Origin of the sequence: Rhizobium leguminosarum (assembly GCF_002953715.1) — a bacterium.
Taxonomy (GTDB): domain Bacteria; phylum Pseudomonadota; class Alphaproteobacteria; order Rhizobiales; family Rhizobiaceae; genus Rhizobium; species Rhizobium leguminosarum_V.
This window is the reverse complement of the sequence record NZ_CP025015.1, coordinates 21,587-43,497: the sequence shown is the minus strand read 5'-3', so window position 1 is coordinate 43,497 and position 21,911 is coordinate 21,587. Positions and strand designations below refer to the sequence as shown.

Genomic DNA, 21,911 nt, shown 5'->3' with positions numbered 1-21,911 from the left:
ACGCTGGAGGGACCGTGCAGGACAAGGTGTCCCTGCGCGTGCCGTATCTGCTGGCGGCAAACGTGCAGGCCCGGCAAAGCGCGGAATCGAACTCGAAGCTCTGGATCGCAGACAATACCGACCCCTACACCATCTTTGCAGCGAAGCCTCATGCGAAGCCGGATGTCGGCGATGTCACCCTTGGCTTTTCGCATCTCCTGGTATCGCCGCTCGATCCATGGCCCACGCCGCAGAACTCGCGCCAGATCGAAATGCCGCGGCTTGCTCTCGCCGCCAACCGGATTCGCGTCCTGGTCAATGCCAAGGCAGGGACCAACACCAATCCGCTGGGCTTCCTTCGTCTCGTCAAGCAGACGGCCGATACCGTGGCAGCCTTCGTCGGCGCCGCGGGCGGCGTCAACTCGCCCACCAAGCTGCCAAGGGTCGAACTGCCCGCGGTCAGCCTCAATGGCTCCGCCGAGGGGCCGTTCGTTGCATTTGATCTGACGCCCGACGGCGTCGAATTCCGCGGCACGATCGTCAACCCGCTGCGCGCGTTCAGCGAGAGCGCCGGACCGGACCGCGTCAATGTAGTTCTGCGCCTTGTCTGCATCGTCGATCCGCTGCAGCCGGACAAGAGGTGCTGGACACTCGAATTGGTGCGCGAGGAAGATGACACCGTCGTCACCGGGATCGGCAGACGGATCCGCACCGCGCTGGAGAAGGTGAGATCGCAACTGCGGCCCGGTATCGACAACCCGGTCTTTCTCGATATCAACACGGTCGCCGACGACCTTGCGGTGCGCTGGCCGCTTACCCTGGAGAACAACGCGCTCCAGCTTCCCGGAAAGGGCCCGGATGAATGGAGCATGTGGGTGGATCGCGCGGCGCTGCGAACGAGCCTGGCGGGAACACCGGTGCGCGGCGGCGAATTGCCGACCGAGGTCGCGATCGTAGCCAACCGGCTCCAACTCAGCGGCTCCAAGAACGGTGTCGAACTGGCACTCGACGCGGATCGCCGCGAAGCGGCGTCGCAGGACGGCAATCCGCAGGGTATTGCGGGGCCGAGGGTTACGCTCGGCGCGAGAACAACGATCAGCGCGAAGCAGGAGGATGGCAAGACCACCGTTAACTGGTTTATCGACCAGAAGCGCCTCGCGCGCAGGCTGGTGGAGCGTTACGGCAAGGCGGGAGTTCAACCGGATGCCGCCAAAAGAACCTATGCCTTCCTTCCGCTGACCGACGGATGGCTGCAACTGCCGTTCGATTTGCCGCAACCCGCTTCAGACGACACGGTGTTGGGCTTCTCGGGTGCTGCCTCCGACTCCATCGGCTTCGCCGGGACGGTCGACTATGTCCTTGATGACGGAACCTTCGGCGAGGGGCCGGTCGGCCGCCGGATATCGATTGCGGCCGCGGACTATGTCCACGTCGTTGCGACGCTAAAACAAGGCAAGCTCGATAGTGTCCGCGTCGAACTCAGCGGCGCGGCAGGCACGGCGGACGGCTTGCTGTGGCTGGCGGCCGGCAGTCCTACGGCGGAAAACATTCTGCCCGGCTTTGGCGCGGGGCCGGCCGCGCTGGAGAGCCCGGCGCTGACTTTCTCGCGCAAGACTGCGGCCACCGGAGAGCTCTGGGGACTCACCTCGGGTGAATTCACCCCCGGCAAGGCTCTTGAATTCTCGATTCCGAAGGGCGGGGGCCCAGCTCCGGCCTATGTTTGGCAGGGCTATTCCGAGATGCCTTTCGTCACCGCGATCGGAATCACTCGAACATCGGAAAGTTCGGGCCTTCCTTCGTCGACGCGCGACCTGCTTTGCCGGAAGCTGGATCGCACCCAGCTCGACATCACGCTGAAATACGACGGCATTCGGGGAATTCCCGCGCTCAAGCTTGCGAAGCCGGTGAACGAACTGCCTCTGGCGGACGAAAAGCTGTTGCCGCATGTGCCGCTCGTTCCCGTCACCTTGCCCGGCATCGAGATGAAGCCGGCGGCTGGCGCGTACTCTGCCTTGCAGACCCGGTTGCGTTTCGATCTTCCGATCCTTGACGAATTGTTTGCCACTACGCGCCTTCCGGAGAAGGCCCCGGTGCCGTCGAACGATGAACCCGCGCCGCAGCCGCCTCCAGGCATCCCGACCTCGCTCGATTTCGACGCGCTCCTGCTGGCCTGGCAAAAGGCGGTCGACCGGCTTGAACTTTCGCGCGTGCAGATCGCGAACGCTTTCGACTTCGGCGGCCAGCAGCAAGCCGTGAAGATTGGGACCCTGATCGAAGGGATCACATGGTCGACGAACTTCGCGCTCGATCCGGCGAGCGACATTGACGGAAGCAAATACGCTTTCGGCACTTATCTGCTTGGTGACACGCATTTCTCGGGACGTACTGCGCTCGAAGGCCTGACGAGGACGGCGTTCGATCACATTCATGACGTCGCCGGCGGAAACGGCGATCGCATCAAGGTCATCGGTTTCGCCGCGCCGCTTCGCAAGCAGGAGTTCGACGGGACGCCGCTGTGGCGCGATACGCGCACCGCGTTGATGGCGAGCATGCCGACGACCGACAAGTTCGGCGACAACGAGGCAAATGGAATCGTATTTCGGGAAGCCGGCTACTTCGTGCGAGCAGCAGACGGCTCCGTGCAGGGGACAGCGTCGCGCTATTCGTGCACGACCATCTTCGAGCCGGTGGAGATTGTCACGGCGAACACCACGCGCCAACTTGGCCTCTGGTTTCGAGACCTTCCGCTGGAAACGACGATGGGCGGCAAGTCGCTGGTGGATGATCCTCGCGGACCAGAGCTCAGCATCGGTCCGCGACAGGAGGCGTTCGACGCCGGGCAGCTTCCTCGGGCGCTGTACGAGTGGCGAGTCTGCAACGATGCGGCCACGACGCCGGATCGGGCGTTACCAAAGAGCGCCTACGACTTTGATATCGGGCCGCTGCGGCTGCGGCCGCTCCGATTGCTGGACCTGAGCGTCAGCAAGCAGTCCGGCAGTTGGCAGATCGACTTCGCCAAGATTGTCTTTACGGCATCGCTGCGCTCAAGCTTGGCGAGGACGAACGATCGTGGCCCGTTCGAGCCCGAACTTGCCTATGAGACCGGAAATCTCGTCGCGGTTTCGTTGACCGCAAACGGCCGCAAGCTGAACTTCTCCGAATGGGAGGACGTCAACGTTGCCATCTCCGAGCCAGCCGCAGACAAGCCGGCTGTCACAGCCGACGGCCTAGCGTCGGTTTCGTTTCGGATGGCGGTCGTGCAAACGAAACTCGGCAGCGCGCAGCAATCGGTCGGCGAGACTACCGCGAAATTGACCTTGAACATCAAGCAGGCCGCCGGCGCAGGGGGCATTCCACAGTTTGCCGGCGCCTCGCTCGCCACCGTCCTGTTCGGCCGCAGTGTCGTTCTCGACAACGGCAAGGTAACGCAGCCTGACGGCAAAACTCTCGCCATCGAGTTCAAGGCGCCGGTGCCCACCGCGCTGTCGAATTTCAGCGGCGTGGTGCTCGACAATATCAGGCTGGAAATTGCCGAAGATTCGACGTGGGCGTTGTTCCTGCAGGGGAAGTTGGCGATATCCGCCAACGATCTCCCGCCGAAGGGGACACCGCCGCTCGCGGGCAAGAACGTGGTCGTATACACGCTCGGCGGCTCGCTGCGCTGGCTCAACCAGCAGATCGCGGCGGCTGCCGTCACGATCGATCACCAGCGCGGCGTGATGACCTGCCGGATCGAACCGGAGGGGCAATCGAAGCTGCAACCGATCGTCGGGTTGATCGCAGACCAGGGTTCGGTACGAGGCATCCTGATCGTTGCGGTTACGCCAACGGGTACGACGGCCGAAGGACAATTTCGATTCCGATCCTTCTCAGGGTTCGGCGAACTGAATTTGCTCTCCGATAAAGGTCCGCTGAAGCGGTTCGATCACATGATCGCCGGACAGGAGTGGCTTTCAGGAATTGCCGGACAGGAACCACCGTGGTCGTCCGAAATCACAATCGATCTTGTGCTGGAAAAGCGCCTCAGCCGAATCCGGTGGCCGATCAAGAGTCTGCCGGACACTGTCAAGACGCTCGACAACAAGGTTGTCAAACTGGAAAACCTTGGCGCCCGGCCAACCGGGGCAGCCTTGCGCGGCGAGTTGAAGGCGTTCGATGACGCAAGCGCGCTTACCCATAGCTTCACGGCGTCTGTGGACGGGCAGGCAATCGAAACCGATGCGCTCGACGCAAACGGCGCCAACCTGAGCAGGCCGTGGTCGTTTCACGCACTGATCGAGCATACCATTACGGATGGGACGCAAAGACAGCTGACCTGGATGTCGCTCGATCATGTCAGCGCAATCGATGCGCGCGCCCTGGTTAGCGCTGCGAAGGCTACGACGAAGCTGCACCCGGCGTCGGCTGACCGCATGTTCGCGTTTGCGCCCCGCTACAAGGTGATCGACGACGCGCACGAAACAGACGCGATCGCCGTCAAGGGTGGACTGGTGTTGCGCGCCTTCGCCCAGGCCGGTTTTCCGGTCGAGGCGATGGCGCGCGCGATTGCCGACAAGTTCAAGACCAATGACCCCGGCGATGCAATCGTCATCAGCGGCGCAGGGCCGGTGATCGTCCGGACATCGGACCAGAAGGAAGGACCGTTCTGGCCCGCCGCGTCGCCGTACATTTCCAGCGATTCGCAAGGTGTTGTGCTTGCGCTGCCCTGGATCTGTGCGGTGGACGGCTCGTACAAGCTTGATGGCTTGATCGAGAAGTTTTGTCAGGCGCCAAGCACGGGCACCGCCAGTTGGGATGCTGCCGACGTCGATTGGGCGGCCGGATGGTCGACGCCGCTGGAGCGCAAATCCGTTCCGGTTCAGGCGATCGGAAGCGCAAGCGATGAAATAAGGGCGTTGCTCGGCCGCGCAATGGGCAACGCCGGCGAGAAGGATGCCAACCGAGCCCTTGCGGCCGTTGAACAGTTGTTCCTTCGTCTCTCCAGCGGCGGCGGCACACTCGGCGAGCGGCCGATGTGGTTGCGCAGTCTGTTGGCGCTGCGAACGGTCTGGGACAACGTGCCCAGTGACGACAAGCGACCGTTCGCCGAGCGCGTCACTACGGTGCTGTCGTCGGGAAAAGCCGACGGCAGGGCCGCTCGCGTCAGGCTCAAGCGGCGTGATGGCGCTCCGGACGACAAGCTTTCGTTCATCCTCGCCCGCCGGGGCGTGCTCGTTGCCATCGACCGCAACGTCACGCGCTTCGAGACGCTACCTCCGGGTGAGTCGATCATCTCGGGTCGGTCCCAAGGCATCAAGGAGGCTGCGCTGGGCCGCGCGCGTCAGGTGGCGCGCGCGGGGCGCTTGGTCGGTGAGGCGGTCGGCATCCTTGTCATTGCCGAAACGCAGCAACGCGACAGCGGTGCAGACGAATTGTGGATCGAGGTCGATGTACCGCGCGATCCCGATAGTTCCGTGCTCGACATCCCGATCAAGATCGATCCATCCGATCGCGTCTATGCTTCTCCCGCGCTGGGCTGGCCGACAAGGGACGGAACAAGGGCTGCTGCTTCCGGTGCATTGGGATTGGGCGGCGACTGGCCGTTCCAGGATCTTGGTCCCAAACCCGTTCCCATGCCTCCCGCGTCCGGAGACGACGTCAAGCGCTACGGCTCCGGCCTGTCGGGACGGGCCGCCAGCATTTCCCTGCCGGCGCGCGCTGACCGGGATAGCAGGTTGGGAGATGAGAACGTCGATACGGTCTCGCCGATATTTTACGCGCTTTCGCGCAAGATGATTTTTGACCGCCCAAGTTCCGCCAATTTGCCCCTCGTATCCCCTCCGGCGCGCTATCTGACGTCTTCCGAGGCGCGCGCGGTGGTTCCGGTTGCGCGAGAGCTCAAGTCTGCCCTGGTGCGAGTCGTCAAGGGGAAGGCGGCGCCGATTGTCCCGCCGCATCTGGAGCGCATCACCTTCGGCTTGCGCCCCGGGGCGATCCAGGCCGAATTCGATATGTTGCTGTTCACGGACGGACTCTTCACCCCACCGGCGCAGCAGCAACCGCAGCCGCAGGAGGACATGAGCAGCGACACGTCGCGATATGGTCGTCCAGGACATGGAGGGCCGCGATTGCTGCGCCAGTTGCGGCCCCCGCGTGCGCCGGTGCTGCCGCGGGTGCCCCAGGAATTCGTCGAGACGCACGGGCGGCGCACCTTCGTCGAACTCGACGATCTCGACAGTGAAAAAGGCTTTCCCGCACCTTTCCGGGTGTTCGAGGGTGTCGCTACGGTGCTGCGGAAGGACAAGAAGAGCTACCGGATTCGCGTGCTGGACATGCCGCTCGTGCCGGGATGGAACCAGTCGGTGCTTGACGACTGGAAGCAGGGCAATGTGACGCTCGAGGTCACTTCGCCGAGCTTTACTGCCGACAACGATGACCTGGCGAAGGCTCTTGCGGGGCTCGGCGTGCTGAGGAAGCAGCCGGGACTGTACGCCGCGTTGTCGATCAACCGCTCGATTGTGACCTTCAACAGGGCCAGATGGTCGAGGGTCGGGACCGCCATCAGGCTGACACTGCATGCCGACAACATAACGGGTGCGCAGACACGGCTGGACGAGGTGGACGGCGACTCCGACGTCGTGCTCTTGCTGCAATGTGGCAAGGACGGCGAAAGCTCCGACCCGCCGCATCAAGACGAAATCTTCGATCTCGGGCCGGCAGGCTCGAATGATCCGGCACATGCGGAAGATCTTGTCCCGGAGACCCGTCGTCAGTTCTCGCTGCGCCTGCCGGTACGCCCGACCTCGCGACCGAGCGTGAAGATCGATACCTCGACCCTAGTATTTGGCGATCCCTCCTATGATCGCGAGTTGTGTGGCCCCGGTGCGTCCGACACGCAGCGCGACAACAACGGCAAGTCCTGGAAAGTCGGGCTCGATCGTTTTGAATATGGCAGCGATACGCCATTATATTTGGCGTTCGGCAGGATCGACGAACAGAAGGGGACATTTGCCGAGGGCGTAACCGGCCTCCTGGAGTCTTTTCTGCTGGTTCAGCGCCAACGACAAAGAGGACAAGACACGACGGAGAAGGCCGTCGAACCGTTATCGATCGCCGGTATAAAAGTCGGCAAGGTGCTAAAGACGCCAGACGGGAAGGGTTATCCTGGCTACGCCGTAGCCGTGCGGCAGGCCTATGCAATCTCGTTCGATCAGCTGCGAAGCAACAACCAGCCCGTGATATTCGAGGATGGAGATGAAATCGTCATCTCGATCGCGTTTGCGCAGAACGAGCCGGATCCGGGCGATCCAAGCAAGACCAAACGGGTCGACAGGACGCTGTCCGCGCGGGCCAAGGTCGTTCCGCGCCCGGTCATTGCGCCGCCGCCGGCGGTCTACAGCCTTGTCGTGCCGCAAGGCCCTTCCGTCGCGCGGGTCGCATTGCACGCGACCGCACCGCTGCCGCAGCGGATTGAATTCCCTGCGCTGCTCGATGACCTTGCGATCGGCTTTATCCGCCGCCGTGCCCTGTTCGTCTGGCAGATGGGTGATTTGCCGATCCGGTCGCCGGATACGTCCACGCTTCTGAAAGTCGATCGGGCCGGCGGCGGGCAGTTGCCGGAGAATCCGCCCGACATCCGGCCGCGCTTGCCGCTGCCGGCGCTCGATCGCGTCGTCTGCGCGGGCCACGTTTTCGGCCGGACGCGGCAACTGACAGGTGATGCTGCCACGCTTGCCGAAGCCCGCCGCTTCATCGCTGGCGTTGCCTACAAGCGACACGGCGACGGCATGCCGCCTGCGAGAATCCCCGTCGCCGCAGACCTAGAGGATCCGCAAACAAAGGCTGCTTGGGAACGCTGCCTGAAAGCCGCCGATGACGCTGCCAGCGATGATGTCAAAGTCTGCCGGCACTTCGTGATCTGGTACTCGGACGATGCCGGCAAGACGCCATCCAAGAAGCCATCGTCGCTTTCGGACGATTGGCCATATGAGCAGGCCCAGAAAATTGTGGGCAGTTGGGGGCCATTTGTCAGTCCTGCTATGCCTATCGGAGGTAACATATTCGTCATGAAATATTGTGGCGTGACCTGAAGACTGTACCGCCAATGGGAGGAGGGTAAGTTGATTTCAACGCATCGTATCTTGGGTATTCTTGTGATCTGCATTATGCCCGTTTTTTGCGCGACGGCTGATGCTTTCGCGCAACAAAGGACGGAGAGGGTTGAGCAGGGACAACTCATCACAATTCCGATTCTGATGGAGGAGCAACTCGCTGAAACGGCGAAGCTTGTTTCAGTTTCGAACCTGAATCCTGATGCCGGCAGGGCTGACAAGGTAAACGACGATAAGGCCATCAGCTACATTGCCAAGAAAAACTACGTCGGAACCGATATTGTCAAGTATGAAGCCACAGATCAGGCAGGCCAGAAGTACGAAGGAGAAATATCGATCACGGTCGAATCTCCGATGCGTGTCGTCACTTTTGATGCTGTGCGTGTCGGCGGGGTGCTCGGAGTTATCCTGGTTCTTGCGTTAGTTCTTGAGATAGGTCTGGCTACGCTATTCAACTGGAAGTATTTCCAAGAAAACTTGCTGGGCAAGGGTTTTCGGACGCCAATTGCAATAGCGGTCTCGGCGTTCTTCGTCTTTTTCTACAAACTCGACGCGGTCTCCGACCTGCTCAGCGCATTTACCGGCGGTCCGCAAACATCATTCGGCAAAACAACACCAGGATATATAATAACGTCCTTCATTGTTGCCGGCGGCAGCGGCACGGTAAACCAGTTGTTTGAGAGGTTGGGAATTCGTTCACCGATCCAACAGCCGGCGAGGATCGTCGTCGAGTTTTACCGACAGAACGTTCCCTCCAACGCGTCGATCAATGTGACAATCGATGGTCAACTGCGAGCGACGACGGCCGGAGGCCGCTTTCCTGAAGCCGGAGAGTGCTCGGTGAGTGCCGGGGCCCACGAAATAGAGATCGAGGCGAGGGACGCTTCTGGTGTAGAAAAAAAGGTAAAGCAGGCAGTCAATGTAGCTGCCGGCGCGGTAGTGACGGTCACAGTGACAATTTAACTCACGCAGAAAGGCCATCTAACGCTGATTTTTACTGTTGCGTATCATTCTGTGCATCTAACGAATCATGGTTATGCTTATGATGGAGGATAAATTGCCAAATTTAGTTGTAGAAAATCCGTGCGATAACCCACCGGTGTGGCCGGCAGCTCCGGTCCCGGTCAAGAACCCTCTTGCTGCAATGGAGTTGGCAACCGGCAAGAAGAAGGATCGTTTTGGCTGTACTCGTAACAGCGGGACCAAGTTTCACGCTGGACTCGATATCAAGGCCGTGAAAGGTACCGAGTGTTTCGCTGTTGCGGACGCCAAAGTCGAGGAGGTGGGCTTTGGCACCGATGTGGGAAAATATGTGTCCATAAGCTATAATGTCGACGGGCAGACTATTGGCGTGGCGTATTGTCATCTTAACGAGGCCCTGGTGAAGAAAGGAGATCCGGTTGTCGCCGGGCAGGTCATTGGAAAGACCGGAATCACTGGCAATCCCGACCCCAATGAACCCCATCTACACATAGAGTATCAGACGCAGATCTGGGTCGCATATGCGAGCGCTGTCGACCGCTCGAAGGTTGCCATGAACCCCAATGCGCTGGTGCCAGTCGGCGTTGCAGGAGTCTAGGGAAAGCGGCTGCTGGCAACGGGTAGGCGAATGCATTTTCGCCAGCAAGAAGCGTGTTGGCTGATGAACCGGAGTTGCTGAACCGACTGCTCTCGCTACGGGGAGAGGTTCAGAGCTTCGCCGGACAACTCGGCACCACCGCCGGCTGAGATGCTAAACTCGCGCAATTAACACCTTCTTGATGAAGCAGCGCGTCTACTCGGACCCGAGAAATTCGAGAAGGTGTTCGGCTTCCAGGCACAGGATAAGATTAACCTCGTGGATTCCTCGCTATTCAATATTGAGAAATAGCTGTGGGCGGGCATCTTTAGAAACCCGCAAACTCAGCCACCTATCCCGAGCTGCGAAGGATTCTGCCGTTCTATCCCTCTACCTATGCGGCGGTGGCAATGGCTCCATCGACCTCCCGAAGCTGCCGGCGCATCTCAGTGAGCTCGTCTGCGAATGCGAAGGTACGGCCCTCACGCAAGCGATAGGAGGACAGCCGCCTGCGCGCCTCATCACGGTCCCGTCGATGGCGAACTTGCTCTCCTTCGAAGTCACTCAGCGCATGCTCGAGACGGGAGACCGCCCCGAGCGGCGTCACGGTGACGGACAGATTGACCTCATAGTCGGCGCCGGTTCGCTGGACCACAGTCGTATAACGATAGCCATCACTCTTGCCAAAGCGTTCGCCGACGAACACAAGATCGAGACCGCCGAGGGACGCCAGCATGACCTCGTCCTCCTGCTGGAGTTGGACAAGCGTCAGGATCTCCTTCATCCGCGCCCGGCCCGCGTCTTTCCGCTCGTCATAGGATTTGCCGAGCACGGCCATCGTGAAGGATTGACCAGTGGTCGGAGCAAGGCGTCCGATGTCCCTGCCGATCTCGCCAATCCGCCGCGTCGAGGTCTCGATGTCACGTTCGGCGTCCCTGATCTGACGGCTAACGGCATAGAGGTCATCGTCATGGGCAGCGCGCAGCCGTTCGAGGCGAGCGATATCAGCCTCGAGACCAGCCTTTTTCATCAATCGCTCGTCACCTGAGGCGATCGCTTTCGCCATGGCGAACTGATTGGCCTGTCCCTCGCCAAGGTCCTCGAGCCGCCGGATTGACGTGTCACCGGATAAAGCCGCCGCGATGAAGCGGGCCTTGCGCTCATTATTCTGCCACATCGACGCGTCGAGCGAACGACTGCGTCGCGTAGGCGAGATGTCGACCTCGTCGTGCTGATTGCCCTGGCGGACGATGCGGCCTTCGCGCTGTTCGATATGCGATGGCAGCCACGGCACGTCAAGATAATGCAGTGCCTTGAGCCTGAGTTGCGCGTTGACACCGGTGCCCATCATCTCAGAGGAACCGATCAGGAAGCGGATTTTACCGGCGCGAACATCGGGAAACAGGCGGTGCTTGGCCTCGGTCTTCTTGTAGTCCTGGATATAGGCAATTTCCGCCGATGGTACGCCCAGGCGGACCAGTTCGTCACGGATCCAGCGATAGGCCGAGAGCCCGCGCGTCTTTTCGACGTTGATCGTGCCGAGATCGGAAAAGATCATCTGCGCGGCGCCGGGTTGTTCGAACGGCTTGCCGTCTGGCCGGACATAGGTGTGCTCAGCCGTCTCCTGCCAAATGCGGAAGGCGTTGCGAATGAGCAGGTTGAGTTTGTTGTCTTCCTCGTTGTCGTTGACTGGGGCGACGAGCCGGAGATCGATTGCCGCGTGACGCCCGTCAGTGATAACCGAGAGCAGGATATCGTCGCCAGGCTCTGCCGGCCGATCGCGCATTTCGATGGCTTTGATACGCGCGTCGAGAATCTGCTGATAGGCGTTGAACGCCGGCGTCGGCTTGGCGGTGAGGATCTGCCGCCGGCCGGTCGAGATCGCCGGAACCTTGACGTAATCGCGAAGATCCTCGGGCAAAACGACGTCCGCGAAGCTCCGGACCATGGCAATCAGTTCGGGCACGTTGACGAAGACCGCTCGTGAACGTTTATCTTTCCGATGGCAGGGAAGTTGGCAAGATCCTCCTCAAGGAAGGGTTTGCAAGACCATGGCGCCCGCATTGAGCATGTGGATTGGTGCAACTGAACGATTCGAACTTCCCGAGCCTAGCCCGCATTGAAACTATCAGCCAACTTTCAATATAGATAAATGGAAAATACTCGACGGGCGCAGAGTGCGTTGTTCAAATGAGGCAGGCCTGCTTCTTTTGCTCTCTTCACCAGAGAGGCATTCAGTACCGATGCTTCCGCGGTAAATCGGGCCGGTATCTGCTTAGGAAAGCCTTCCAGTTTTTGTTCGTTGACAGACATCATCACTCCGGTTGAACACGCGCCCAGAGTGGAATTCTCATTTTCAAAGACAATATAATTGTATCCGCTCCTCAGAAAGGGAGCTATATCCACGGCTCCCAATCTGTATTCACGACGATCGACGGCCATCTCCAAGAATTTTTTCCTCACCTCTTCGTTTTGTGCACCCGGTGCTGTCATGTAAAATAATCTCTCAGGGCTTTCGTCGCTGAGGACCAAATAGTTATTCACGTATATTCTTACGTAGTCGTCGCCACCGCCATTTTCAATTTTGAACGTGCTGATGTCGTCTTTAGTTCTCGCACCGATTGGCATCCTAAGCGTTTCAATTTCCCCCAAGTATCCGCCATCGCTGTCTATGCTAGCTGGGGCCGCGGACCTAATGCCCAGCCCGAATTCCGGCGATACGATCCAACCCGTGCATACGCTTAGCAGCAATACGCTACATGCCAGCGCAATTCGATTGCCGATAAGCCGCATCCACCAAGAGGGCGGCTTGTTCGGCCGCGGTGGTGGACCGATAAATTGGTACGGATTGCGCTGAAAACCGATCAAGTCTAGCACCCTTGCATTCGAGGATTTATCTCGCAGTTCTCTGCCTTCTGGCGGGCTTGTTGCTTTGCCTTCCAGGTTGCCTCGTCGAAGGGAAAGCCATTAGAGACTTGGAAGATGACCCTAATCCGTTCACACACCCGAAAGGATGGGTTGTCGATATAAGTGCCGTACTTGCTAACCGATTCCGGAGAGTTCTGATCGGCAGAGGCGGAGTAAACATAGGCGTCGAAACCCGGCCCTGTCGTCTGTTCAACAGGCTTGGCAGATAGTCCGTCGGTCACGGTCAATCTCAAGTCTCTCTCTGTCTTATCGCCACGCAGATGAATCAGAGCTTGAACTGCACAGTCGCCCACGCCTGAGTTTCCGAAGAAAAGATCGAAGATGTTCTGCCCCGGTACCAGATAATCGGTGACGTCCTCTGAGATCGGTAGAGACCTCAGTTGCCGGACATGCTTGTACGACAAATCGGGCAGGTCGAACGTTCTTGCGGCAGAAAAGCGTGCCTTTGCGCCCAGGTCCGCAGCGTTGCGACACTGGAAGTTCAGCATACAGTGAGATGAAGTGCCAAACAGCCGGTATCCGTTCAGGAATATCCTGACATCGCTGTCTCCGTCATATTCCACCAACGAGTATGACGCCCCGATAACCGTGCCGATATTTGGAGCGTAATCGATCTTCCGCTCGAAGCTATTCGCGAAATCTACTTGGTTTGGTTCGCCGCGCATCTGCATCAAAAAAAAGGCAATTGAGAACGATAGCCCCAATGCAAACAAAGTGCTCATGGCGAAGAGCGGCAGCACCCAACTTGGAGGAGTATAATTGACGTCTCCTCCGATAAAGGGCAGCTTCTTAAGTGGAAGACGAAGGAAGTAAAGAAACAGGAAGCCAAGCAACGGAGTAATCAACGACATCCCAAAATCTGCATATCGGGAGGCCGCAATTCCGAACAATTCAGGTTCAAACACGTGCTTATTTCTGCCTGAGGGATAAAGTCCAACAACGCATATAATACTATTCACGCCCAGGCAGCAATGATCGAATTTCTAAATTTATTCGTGTAGAGTGCATTTGGATCTGAGATTTGGCTCAAGAAACTAATTCGGGTTACCTGGAACTGAGAAGCAACGGCGCGGCAAGCCCGACAACGGCCGAATGCGATGAGCTCTTGAACTAGTACCACGCCACAGAGATTATGACTCTTTGACGGGGTAAGCTTTGCGGAGCTTTTTGCGGGCATTTTCGGTTGTGAACATCCATTGGATCTTTGCGCCGTGGGCGTTGCGTTGCTGCTCCCAGGCTGCGACTTCGGCGATTATGGTGTCTTTGTTGTCGATACGACGGTCGAGGCATTGGCTACGCAGGACACCGATCTCGATCTCGACCATGTTGAGCCAACTGGCGTGCTTGGGCGTGTGGTGGAACTCCAGTCGCTTCAGCACCCTTCGAGCTTGCGGGGCGGGAAATGCGTCGTAAAGCGCCCCGGCGGAATGAGTGGAGAGGTTGTCCATCACCACGCGGATGATCGGCGCGTCGGGATAATCGACGTCGACCAGTTCGCGCATGCACTCGGCGAAGTCTTGGTTGGTTCGCCGATCGGTGACCTTCACCCTGCGCCAGGGCCGGTGGGCGTCCATGAAGACAAACAGATTGACCGTGCCGTTTCGGCGATACTCGCAATCGTAGCGTTCAAGCTGGCCAGGCTTGGCCGCAATGGGCTCGCGCGCTTCGCCGATGAGTTGGGTCGGGCTCTCGTCGAAGCAGACCACGGGCCTTTGTGGATCAGGCGTTTCTGCGTAGAGGTCGAGAACATCCTCCATGCGCGCGACGTATTCCCCATCGATCTTTGGGATGCACCACATGTCTTTGCGCCAAGGCTTGAGATGGTTCTCAGCCAGCCGGCGACGCACGGTCTCCGAGGACAACTGGTCATGATCGGTGAGCCGGACCATCTCATCTGCCAGAAGCTCCAGGGTCCAGCGGGCTCAGGCGGCGGCTTTGAGCAGGCGGTCGCTACCAACAGCGCCTCCTCCTTGCTCGATAGCTTGCGCTCAACACCCGGGCGCGGTTCTTCGCTGAGCGCCCCTTCCAGATTGGCTTCCACAAACCGGCGTTTGGTCCGGTAGATCGTCGATCCGCTGACGTTCAAGGTTGCCGCGATCACCTCGTCGCTGAAGCCTTCGTTCGCTGCGACCAGGATCTGGGCGCGCTTGATCTTGCGCGACCTGTGGCACCCCCCGCTCAACAAAGCGGCCAGTTGGTCACGTTCCGATTGGCTAAGCTCTATGTGAAACTTTATATTCATCGACACCTCCTTCAGCGTGGAGACGCAGATGAATCCCAAAATGAGTCCCTCACTTGACCCGCAAGCCGCAACGGCAAGACGGGGCCTTACGCAGATCCAAGGCCAGTACCTGGCCTTCATCTACGCCTACAGCCGCATCTTCAAACAGCCTCCGGCCGAAGCCGACATGCGTCGCCACTTCGGCGTTACGGCTCCGTCTGTTCACCAGATGGTGCTGACCCTCGAGAAGGCGGGTTTTATATCTCGCGTGCCAGGCGCCGCACGCAGCATCCAACTTCTCATCCCACCAGAAGCCCTGCCAATTCTACGATAAGACAAACCGTCATAATCTCTGTGGCGTGGTACTAGGGGGCAGCCCGGACACGACTGCGTTCAGCGAGGTCCTAGACCACCATGAGCCTCTGCCAGCGTCAACGACGTGGTGCCTCACGAGTTCAATGCCGTCGATCAAGACATCTGAGTCCAATTCAACCAACGGCGACACACGTCCAACGGACATTGAAGATCATTCTAGGAGGCTCTATGGCAACCACTGCTTACTCGGAACACTACGCTCGCGAGATCGACGTCGAGCAACTCGCCTGGTTGCTGAGCGGAAGACAGCCCATTACCGCCGACGAGCACGTTCCCGAAATAGATCCCAAATGGAGCGACTGGATTCGCTCGGACGTTCGATGTTCGTCGTGCGGCAGGACCGGCGCTCATGTCGTGCGTTCGGCTCGCGCCCGCACAACACAAAAGCTGATTAGGCAATCTCACTTCCGGTTCGTTGGCCAGGACGGCACCGACGCCCATCATCCTTTCTGTGAATTCTATGGCGAATACGATGGCGTGCTCACCCAATCTGACGGGCTCGTGAATCTCGGATCTGCGAAATCCGCAGAAACACGACTGATCAGAGAGCTTGTGTGCAAGGGCATCGAGCAAAGGCTGTTCGATCAATCGACGATCCGGGCCATGCGCCAATGGTTTTTCGAACTGAAAGCCTCTAGCCGCGTCCGAGTAACAGTTACGCCTGAGCAAATTGAATGGACCCGATGCCTCCGGCGCCACTCGCAATTTCAACGCTGGACCTTCCACCCCGCCCAGGCAGAAATGCCAGGCTTCGATTGGGCCGCGGCCGCGAAATACCACTTCACAGAAGAGCACCTTGCCCTGTTTGAACTTCTCAGGGAGACGCCGTTCGATCTACCTCATTGGCGCAGAGCCAAGGAACTGGCCACCAAGCACAAGGACCAGGAGGTTTTTGATGTCAGTACCTTGCGGCCGCACTACGACGCAGCTCTGACGCTCTGCGGTTTTGTCGCGAAGAACGCTGGCATAAAGTTCAGCCCGATCGATCCTGATTCCTACAAGTGGAGGGGACCGCCGATTCCACTCCTTGCCCTGTGCGCCCTGTCGTTGTTTGTCTCACGGTGGGACATGAACGCAGCCATTGCAACGTTTACCAAGCTCTTGACGGCGCCGGCGCCGGCTGACCTGTCTCTTGGCAATGTCATCGGGCTAAACCCATTCCACGAATACACACCTTGGCGCCTAGTCCAGTTGTCGACCGATATCGCGGCACGCAGCTTCGGCGGACACGACTATCCTGGCCAACTGATTGCGATAGAAGCGAAGCTGCGCGAGCAATACCGCCTATGGAAACTGCAGAATCCATAGTGACCCAGCCTGTCCCTACGATGGCCTACTGCAAAAGATTCAGATCGAGCAGAGATTTCGCAAACTACTCGATGAAGCGCCGTGCGTGGCGCATTCCATCGTCCAGTTGGGCCTCACTGATCTCGTGTGCTCAATGAAAGATCCCGTCAGGTCGCCCGATCAGCGAACTCAGATTGTCCCGATGCGGCAATCTCTGAGGTGCTGTCAGGACGCCGATGCGCTGCAGAGCAGACTGTAGAGCACCGGGCGCCTCGCGAGGACCGAGCGTTACGGTCCCATTCTCCCGAAAGCAGACAGCGCTAAATCGTCTCGACCTTCGAAAAGGCCTTAAAGGTTCTCAAAGTCAATCTTAGCGACCTCCAAACGAGAATTCTTCTCCTCCAATCGCCATCTTCTCCTGAAATAGATCTCCATCGCTTTCCGGATCTCTACGACCAAAAACTCACCGTCGAACCCATACTCTCGTCTAACCACGGCGGCTTGGTCGTCGGAGAGATCACTCTTGGGACGCAACCGGAATACCGCCTTAGTGTGCCAGTCGACATCGGCCGGCAACGGCGCCTCTAAATCACGAAGCTCGAATGTGCTCCATGGGCTTATCCGAATCGGTAGATAGTCCCGATAAGTATGGTGTTTAAAACTGAACGCTCGGAGATGAACATTCTCTCCGTCAGACATGAAACGAGTTGGCACAAGCCATTGACCATCGTCCACGCCGGAATTGATTGACGTATATGCGACATTGACCGCCTTCTGCCCCTTCAACGCCGCATAAAGCTTGGTGACTGTAGCCGGAGTGGCCTGCCGCACCGGTTGCGGAATGGAAGCTATCGTCGAACCGTCCCCCGTCCCATCTAGTGCTTCAAATGCCTCCACTAGGGTCGACGGAGCTAGTGGCTTATGGCCAGGCGCCGCGACATAGGTTTTCTGTGTCGCGTCGTAGATCGGCGCCACCGCGACTCGAGTTAGGTACTCGCGGAAATCGATGGCGGCCTGGGCACTGGAAATCTTAAACCGGTCGATCAGGTCACGGCGCTTCGCCATTCCGCGCCAGGTCAGGCAGCGATCGAGGAACACTAATCGTTGCCGTTGGGGATATTTGAGGTCATCAAGGCTCATGAGCACGAACCTATATTGACTCTGACGCGAACGTCCATATAGAAATTACATGTATAGAAATTATACAGGTTATGACGATGCGCATTCTTCACACAGCGGACTTGCATCTTGGGCGACAGTTCAATGGCATCGCACTCGACGGCGATCAGGACGTCATCCTTGATCAGATCTTTGGCGCCGTTTCCGAAAAGCGCGCAGATGTCTTGATCATTGCCGGAGATGTCTTTGATCGCGCGGCTCCACCGTCGTCTGCCATTCGCCAATTCAACCGCTTCATGACCCGTATTTCCCGAGATACCGCAGCCGCCGTGGTGGTGATCGCGGGCAATCACGATTCTGGCGACCGGATCGGCGCCATGGCGGTTCTCACCGACGGGACCCGTTCGCTGGTGCGTGGCGTTGTGAGCGCAGATGAACCAGTTCTAGTATTGACCGACGAACACGGACCGGTGGCGTTTTCGGCACTACCATTCTCATACGAATACGCCGCGCGAGAATGCTTCGGAGACGAGGAAATCACAACCCCGGAGCACGTGCTGGTAGCTCAGTTAACCGCAGCCCGGCGAGGTGTCCCGATCGGCGCACGGTGGGTTGTGGTGTCTCATGCCTTCGTCGCCGGCGCTCGAACCAGTGACGTCGAACGACCTCTCGCCCGCGTTGGCGGCATAGAGACAGTGTCTCCGGAAGTATTTGCCGGGGCACATTACGTGGCGCTTGGCCACTTGCATCGTCCTCAGCATGTCGGCGCAGAACACATTCGCTATTCCGGCTCGCCACTGGCATTCGGTTTCGATGAAACGGATCATGAGAAGTCCATGAGCTTCGTCGAAATGGATGGCGCGGGGCACATCTGGATCGAAGCGATTCCTTTCAAACCGCCCCGGGGTGTGCGGGTCCTTCGCGGTAAACATAGTGAGCTCGTCGTGGGAAAACCGTCCACCGATTTCATTAAGGCCATCCTGACAGATGACATTCCACTGATCGAGCCGATGAAGCGCCTGCGTGAGGTGTTTCCCCATGCTTGCCATTTGAGCTACGCGCGGGACGAGCAAGTTCCTGGGGCCAAGGAAGTGGTCGCCTCCGCGGCGCGTGCGACGGCTCCCACTGACGTTGTCGATGCATTCCTTGAGCAGATCAGCGGCGAAGGTACGACGGAGGCCGAGCAGTCACTGGTGAGTGCGGTGCTGCATGGCATGCAGGTCGAGGGGGACGCGGCATGAAACCCGTGCTGCTGACACTCCAGGCATTTGGTCCGTTCGCTGGAACCGAGGTCGTCGACTTTCGCGATGCCGTTCAAACCGGGCTCTTCGGAATCTATGGCAAAACCGGCGCCGGTAAATCCAGCATTTTCAGCGGCATGACATTCGCATTGTTCGGTGAGCCGGCCAAAGCCGAGCAGGATCCAGGTTCGCTTCGTTCGGACCATGCCAGCGCGGAGTTGATGACGGAGGTTGAGTTCGTCTTCGACATCGGCGAACGCCGGTATGTCGTCCGTCGCCGGCCGGAGCAAGCTCGACTCAAGCAACGTGGGTTTGGTGAGACGCGCAGCGCCCACGAGGCCTGGCTGTTTGACGCAACCGGCTTGTCGCTCGACGACATCACCGGCGGCAATCTCGGAAAGGCCGTTGCAGAAAAGAAGACAAGTTTGGTCGAGGCGTCGATCAAAGACCTGCTCGGCTATGGCGTCGACCAATTCAGGCAAATCGTTTTGTTGCCCCAAGGTCGTTTCGAGGCTTTTCTCGCTGCAAACACGAAGGATCGGCTCGCAATCCTTAGAAGCCTCTTTGACGTTTCGCTATACCGCCGCTTGACGGCTAAAATGAGAATCGACGCGGAAGATGCAGAACGTGAGGTGCGTGCCGAACGCGAAGTCTGCTCCCGCCGGCTATCCGGGGAAGGCTTCGAGAGCGCGGACGCCCTCGTCGATGGAATAGAGGGTGCACGTGCGACACTACACGACCGTAGTCTAGAAGAAGCCAGGGCACTAGAGGATCTCGCCGCGGCAAGAGCTGCGCTGGAACTCGCTCGCGACACCGAAAGGCTCTTTGCGGCGGTCGAAACAGCGCAGGCTGACGTCCTCAAACTCGAAGCTCTCGCTCCCGAGATCGAACAGCTTGCCCAACGCGTAGCCGAGGCCGAACGTGCCCGAAGCCTCCTTGACGTTGAAGGCGTGCTTCGAGAGGCACATCTCGACGTCGATGAGGCACAAGAAAAGAAAGTCGTTGAAGAGGAAGCGGAGAAGGCAGCCGCGGACAGGGAGCAACGGGCGACAGAAGCACTCGCCGCCGAAAACGCACGTAGTGCTGAAATCGACGATCTTCGCCGCCAGCTCGAGTCGCTCGCGCGTCACCGTCAAACAGTCGAAAACTCAGCGGCATTAGCTGAGGAGGCGCAGAGAAGCGCCGCTGCATTTCTGGAGGCCGAGGCGGCTGTCGCTAAGTCTTGTGGCGAAATTGAAAGCTTGATTGACGAAAAGGACGGGCTTGCCGCGAAGCTGCAGACGGCGCGGACCAGCGAGACGCAGCGCCAGACCACTGCAACACAAGCCGCAAGCCTGACGGCCGCCCTCAAGGTCGCCGAGACCTACGAAACGGTCGCGCAAGGCGCACAATCGGCAGCCGCGTTGGTCGAAGCGGAAGAGCGCAATCATTCTCACGCGACCGGTTTCCTCCAAAAGGCACAGGCCGCGCTCTCCGAAGCGGAACGACAGCTGGCCGAGGCCCAAGCTCTTCACCTCGCCCACAAACTTGCAGATGGTGAACCCTGCCCGGTCTGTGGCGCTACACATCATCCAGCACCTGCGACAGGTCGCGTCGAAAACGTTGGCTTGGATTCGGCATTCCGTGATGCCAGACGCCATTGCAAAGAAGCGGAACTTGCGGAACGCAATGCGGACAAGAAGCTTACATCTGCGCGAGACATCCTTGCAGAGCGACAGGGTCAGCTTGTCCAAGCTGAGAAGCCCGAGCTGTCCTCCGCGCAGCTCCGTAGTAAACTCCAAGACTGCGCGAATGCAGTTCGCGCGCTCGGCTCAGTCATAGATTTGATTGCCCTTGAGACGCAGCTGCGGGACCGCGAGGTAAGAATCGAGGGGCATCAGAAAGCCCACGGGGAGCTTCAACAAGCCTCCAACGAGGCGAAGACCACTAAGGCCGTGGCGCAGTCGCAGTTATCGCTGACGTTGGCCGATGTACCTGAGAACCTCAGGAACGTTGCTGCGCTTGAAATCGCCGTTAACGAGAGGCAGCATCTCCACAATCAGCGCCAAACCACAATGCGTGCCGTGGCCGAGGAGGCAACGCGTGCTCGTGAGGCCTCGATCGTTGCGAGGCGCGATCTGCAAGCAGCAAACGACGCCCTCGCCGCTCGTCAAGTCCGTTTGGAAAGAGCGCGGCAGATATTCGACGCCCGTCTCGATGCGGCGCACCTTACGGAAGCAGAGTTTCATGCTCTCAAGGCGGCGATCGACCAAATCGACGACAATCGAAGCCGGGTGGAGCGGCATCGGCAGCACTTGATGGCGGCTCAACAGGCCGTTGACAACTCCCGAACCAAGATCGTCAGATTGTTGCGACCTGACCTACCTCCTTTTGAGGAGACCCGAGTCAAGGCGACGAGTACGCATGAGGCTGCGCAAGAAGCTCGTATCAAAGCAGCCAGCCGACTGGATCACCTGATTCGCCTCCAGGAGCAACTCGCCCAGACGATGGAGCGCCTCGATGCACTCGAGCTCAGTTCTGGTCCTCTGCGTCGCCTGGCCAGCTTGTTTGATGGTAAGAACGCCCAGAACCTGGATCTTGAGACATTCGCAATTGGCGCCATGTTCGATCAAGTGCTTGAAGCCGCGAACTTGCGATTGGGACCGATGACGGGTCACCGCTACTATCTTGAACGTGAGGTTGAGGAAAGCGGTCGCGGCCGTCGTGGCCTAGGCATTCGTGTGAATGACATTTACACCGGCAAATCCCGACCAACGGCGACGTTATCAGGAGGCGAGAGCTTCATTGCTGCCCTCGCACTGGCATTGGGGTTGGCGGACGTAGTCGAAAGTGCGAGCGGCAAGGTTCAACTCGACACGATCTTCATCGACGAAGGATTTGGTAGCCTCGACGCCGAGAACGGCACAGGGACTCTCGACCAGGTGTTGGACGTTCTCAACAAACTAGTGAGCCAACGCCGCGCGGTGGGTCTGATTTCTCACGTGCGAGAGGTGCAGGAATCGATTCCGAATGGCTTCTATGTCGATAGGGGACCGTGGGGCAGCACAATCCAGACGAGGAGTGCTTTTTGATGCCGGGAAGATGGGTTGAGCGTCGTGCGCATCAGCGTCGCA

General features: G+C 58.9%; 10 protein-coding genes and 1 pseudogene. 6 read left to right on the top strand and 5 right to left on the bottom strand.

The genetic code is table 11. The features are described 5' to 3' along the window. The first annotated feature begins 8,078 nt into the window (after positions 1 to 8,078). A complete protein-coding gene (locus CUJ84_RS32475) occupies positions 8,079 to 9,032 on the top strand; it encodes an Ig-like domain-containing protein (RefSeq protein WP_105009693.1) in 954 nt (317 codons plus the stop codon). A gap of 79 nt (positions 9,033 to 9,111) precedes the next feature. After that, a complete protein-coding gene (locus tag CUJ84_RS32470) occupies positions 9,112 to 9,648 on the top strand; it encodes a M23 family metallopeptidase (protein WP_158686992.1) in 537 nt (178 codons plus the stop codon). Positions 9,649 to 10,021: 373 nt separating this feature from the next. Here the strand turns inward: CUJ84_RS32470 and CUJ84_RS32465 are convergent, their stop codons facing one another. The 4 genes and pseudogenes from CUJ84_RS32465 to CUJ84_RS32445 form a co-directional block, all read right to left on the bottom strand. After that, a complete protein-coding gene (locus tag CUJ84_RS32465) occupies positions 10,022 to 11,593 on the bottom strand; it encodes a hypothetical protein (RefSeq protein WP_245457640.1) in 1,572 nt (523 codons plus the stop codon). Positions 11,594 to 11,766: 173 nt separating this feature from the next. Continuing rightward, positions 11,767 to 12,495, bottom strand: a complete 729-nt coding sequence (locus tag CUJ84_RS32455) for a hypothetical protein (protein ID WP_158686991.1) — start codon at positions 12,493 to 12,495, stop codon at positions 11,767 to 11,769. 2 nt (positions 12,496 to 12,497) lie between these two features. Continuing rightward, on the bottom strand, positions 12,498 to 13,460 hold the full coding sequence (locus CUJ84_RS32450) for a hypothetical protein (protein ID WP_158686990.1): 963 nt from the start codon (positions 13,458 to 13,460) through the stop codon (positions 12,498 to 12,500). 225 nt (positions 13,461 to 13,685) lie between these two features. Continuing rightward, a pseudogene (locus CUJ84_RS32445) lies at positions 13,686 to 14,797 on the bottom strand (IS630 family transposase). 28 nt (positions 14,798 to 14,825) lie between these two features. Between CUJ84_RS32445 and CUJ84_RS32440 the strand changes: the two are divergent. Together CUJ84_RS32440 and CUJ84_RS32435 are read left to right on the top strand one after the other, a co-directional pair. Continuing rightward, complete coding sequence (locus CUJ84_RS32440; protein ID WP_420493416.1) at positions 14,826 to 15,110, top strand: LexA family protein; 285 nt, start codon at positions 14,826 to 14,828, stop codon at positions 15,108 to 15,110. Positions 15,111 to 15,319: 209 nt separating this feature from the next. Next, positions 15,320 to 16,459 (top strand): hypothetical protein, encoded by a 1,140-nt coding sequence (locus CUJ84_RS32435; protein ID WP_105009689.1) that lies wholly within the window; start codon positions 15,320 to 15,322, stop codon positions 16,457 to 16,459. 327 nt (positions 16,460 to 16,786) lie between these two features. On the opposite strand, the gene CUJ84_RS32430 is transcribed toward CUJ84_RS32435, so the two are convergent. Beyond that, positions 16,787 to 17,578: a hypothetical protein gene (locus CUJ84_RS32430; protein WP_158686989.1), complete on the bottom strand. Its 792-nt coding sequence runs from the start codon at positions 17,576 to 17,578 to the stop codon at positions 16,787 to 16,789. Between the two features lie 77 nt (positions 17,579 to 17,655). On the opposite strand from CUJ84_RS32430, the gene CUJ84_RS32425 reads away from it, so the two are divergent. Both CUJ84_RS32425 and CUJ84_RS32420 read left to right on the top strand, forming a co-directional pair. Then, positions 17,656 to 18,798 carry an exonuclease SbcCD subunit D gene (locus CUJ84_RS32425; protein WP_105010005.1) on the top strand — a complete coding sequence of 381 codons (1,143 nt, stop codon included), beginning with the start codon at positions 17,656 to 17,658 and terminating at the stop codon, positions 18,796 to 18,798. Further along, the gene (locus tag CUJ84_RS32420) at positions 18,795 to 21,869 is read left to right on the top strand and encodes an AAA family ATPase (RefSeq protein WP_105009687.1); all 3,075 of its coding nucleotides are present in this window, start codon (positions 18,795 to 18,797) and stop codon (positions 21,867 to 21,869) included. The genes CUJ84_RS32425 and CUJ84_RS32420 overlap by 4 nt, the downstream gene beginning before the upstream one ends. Positions 21,870 to 21,911 lie beyond the last annotated feature (42 nt).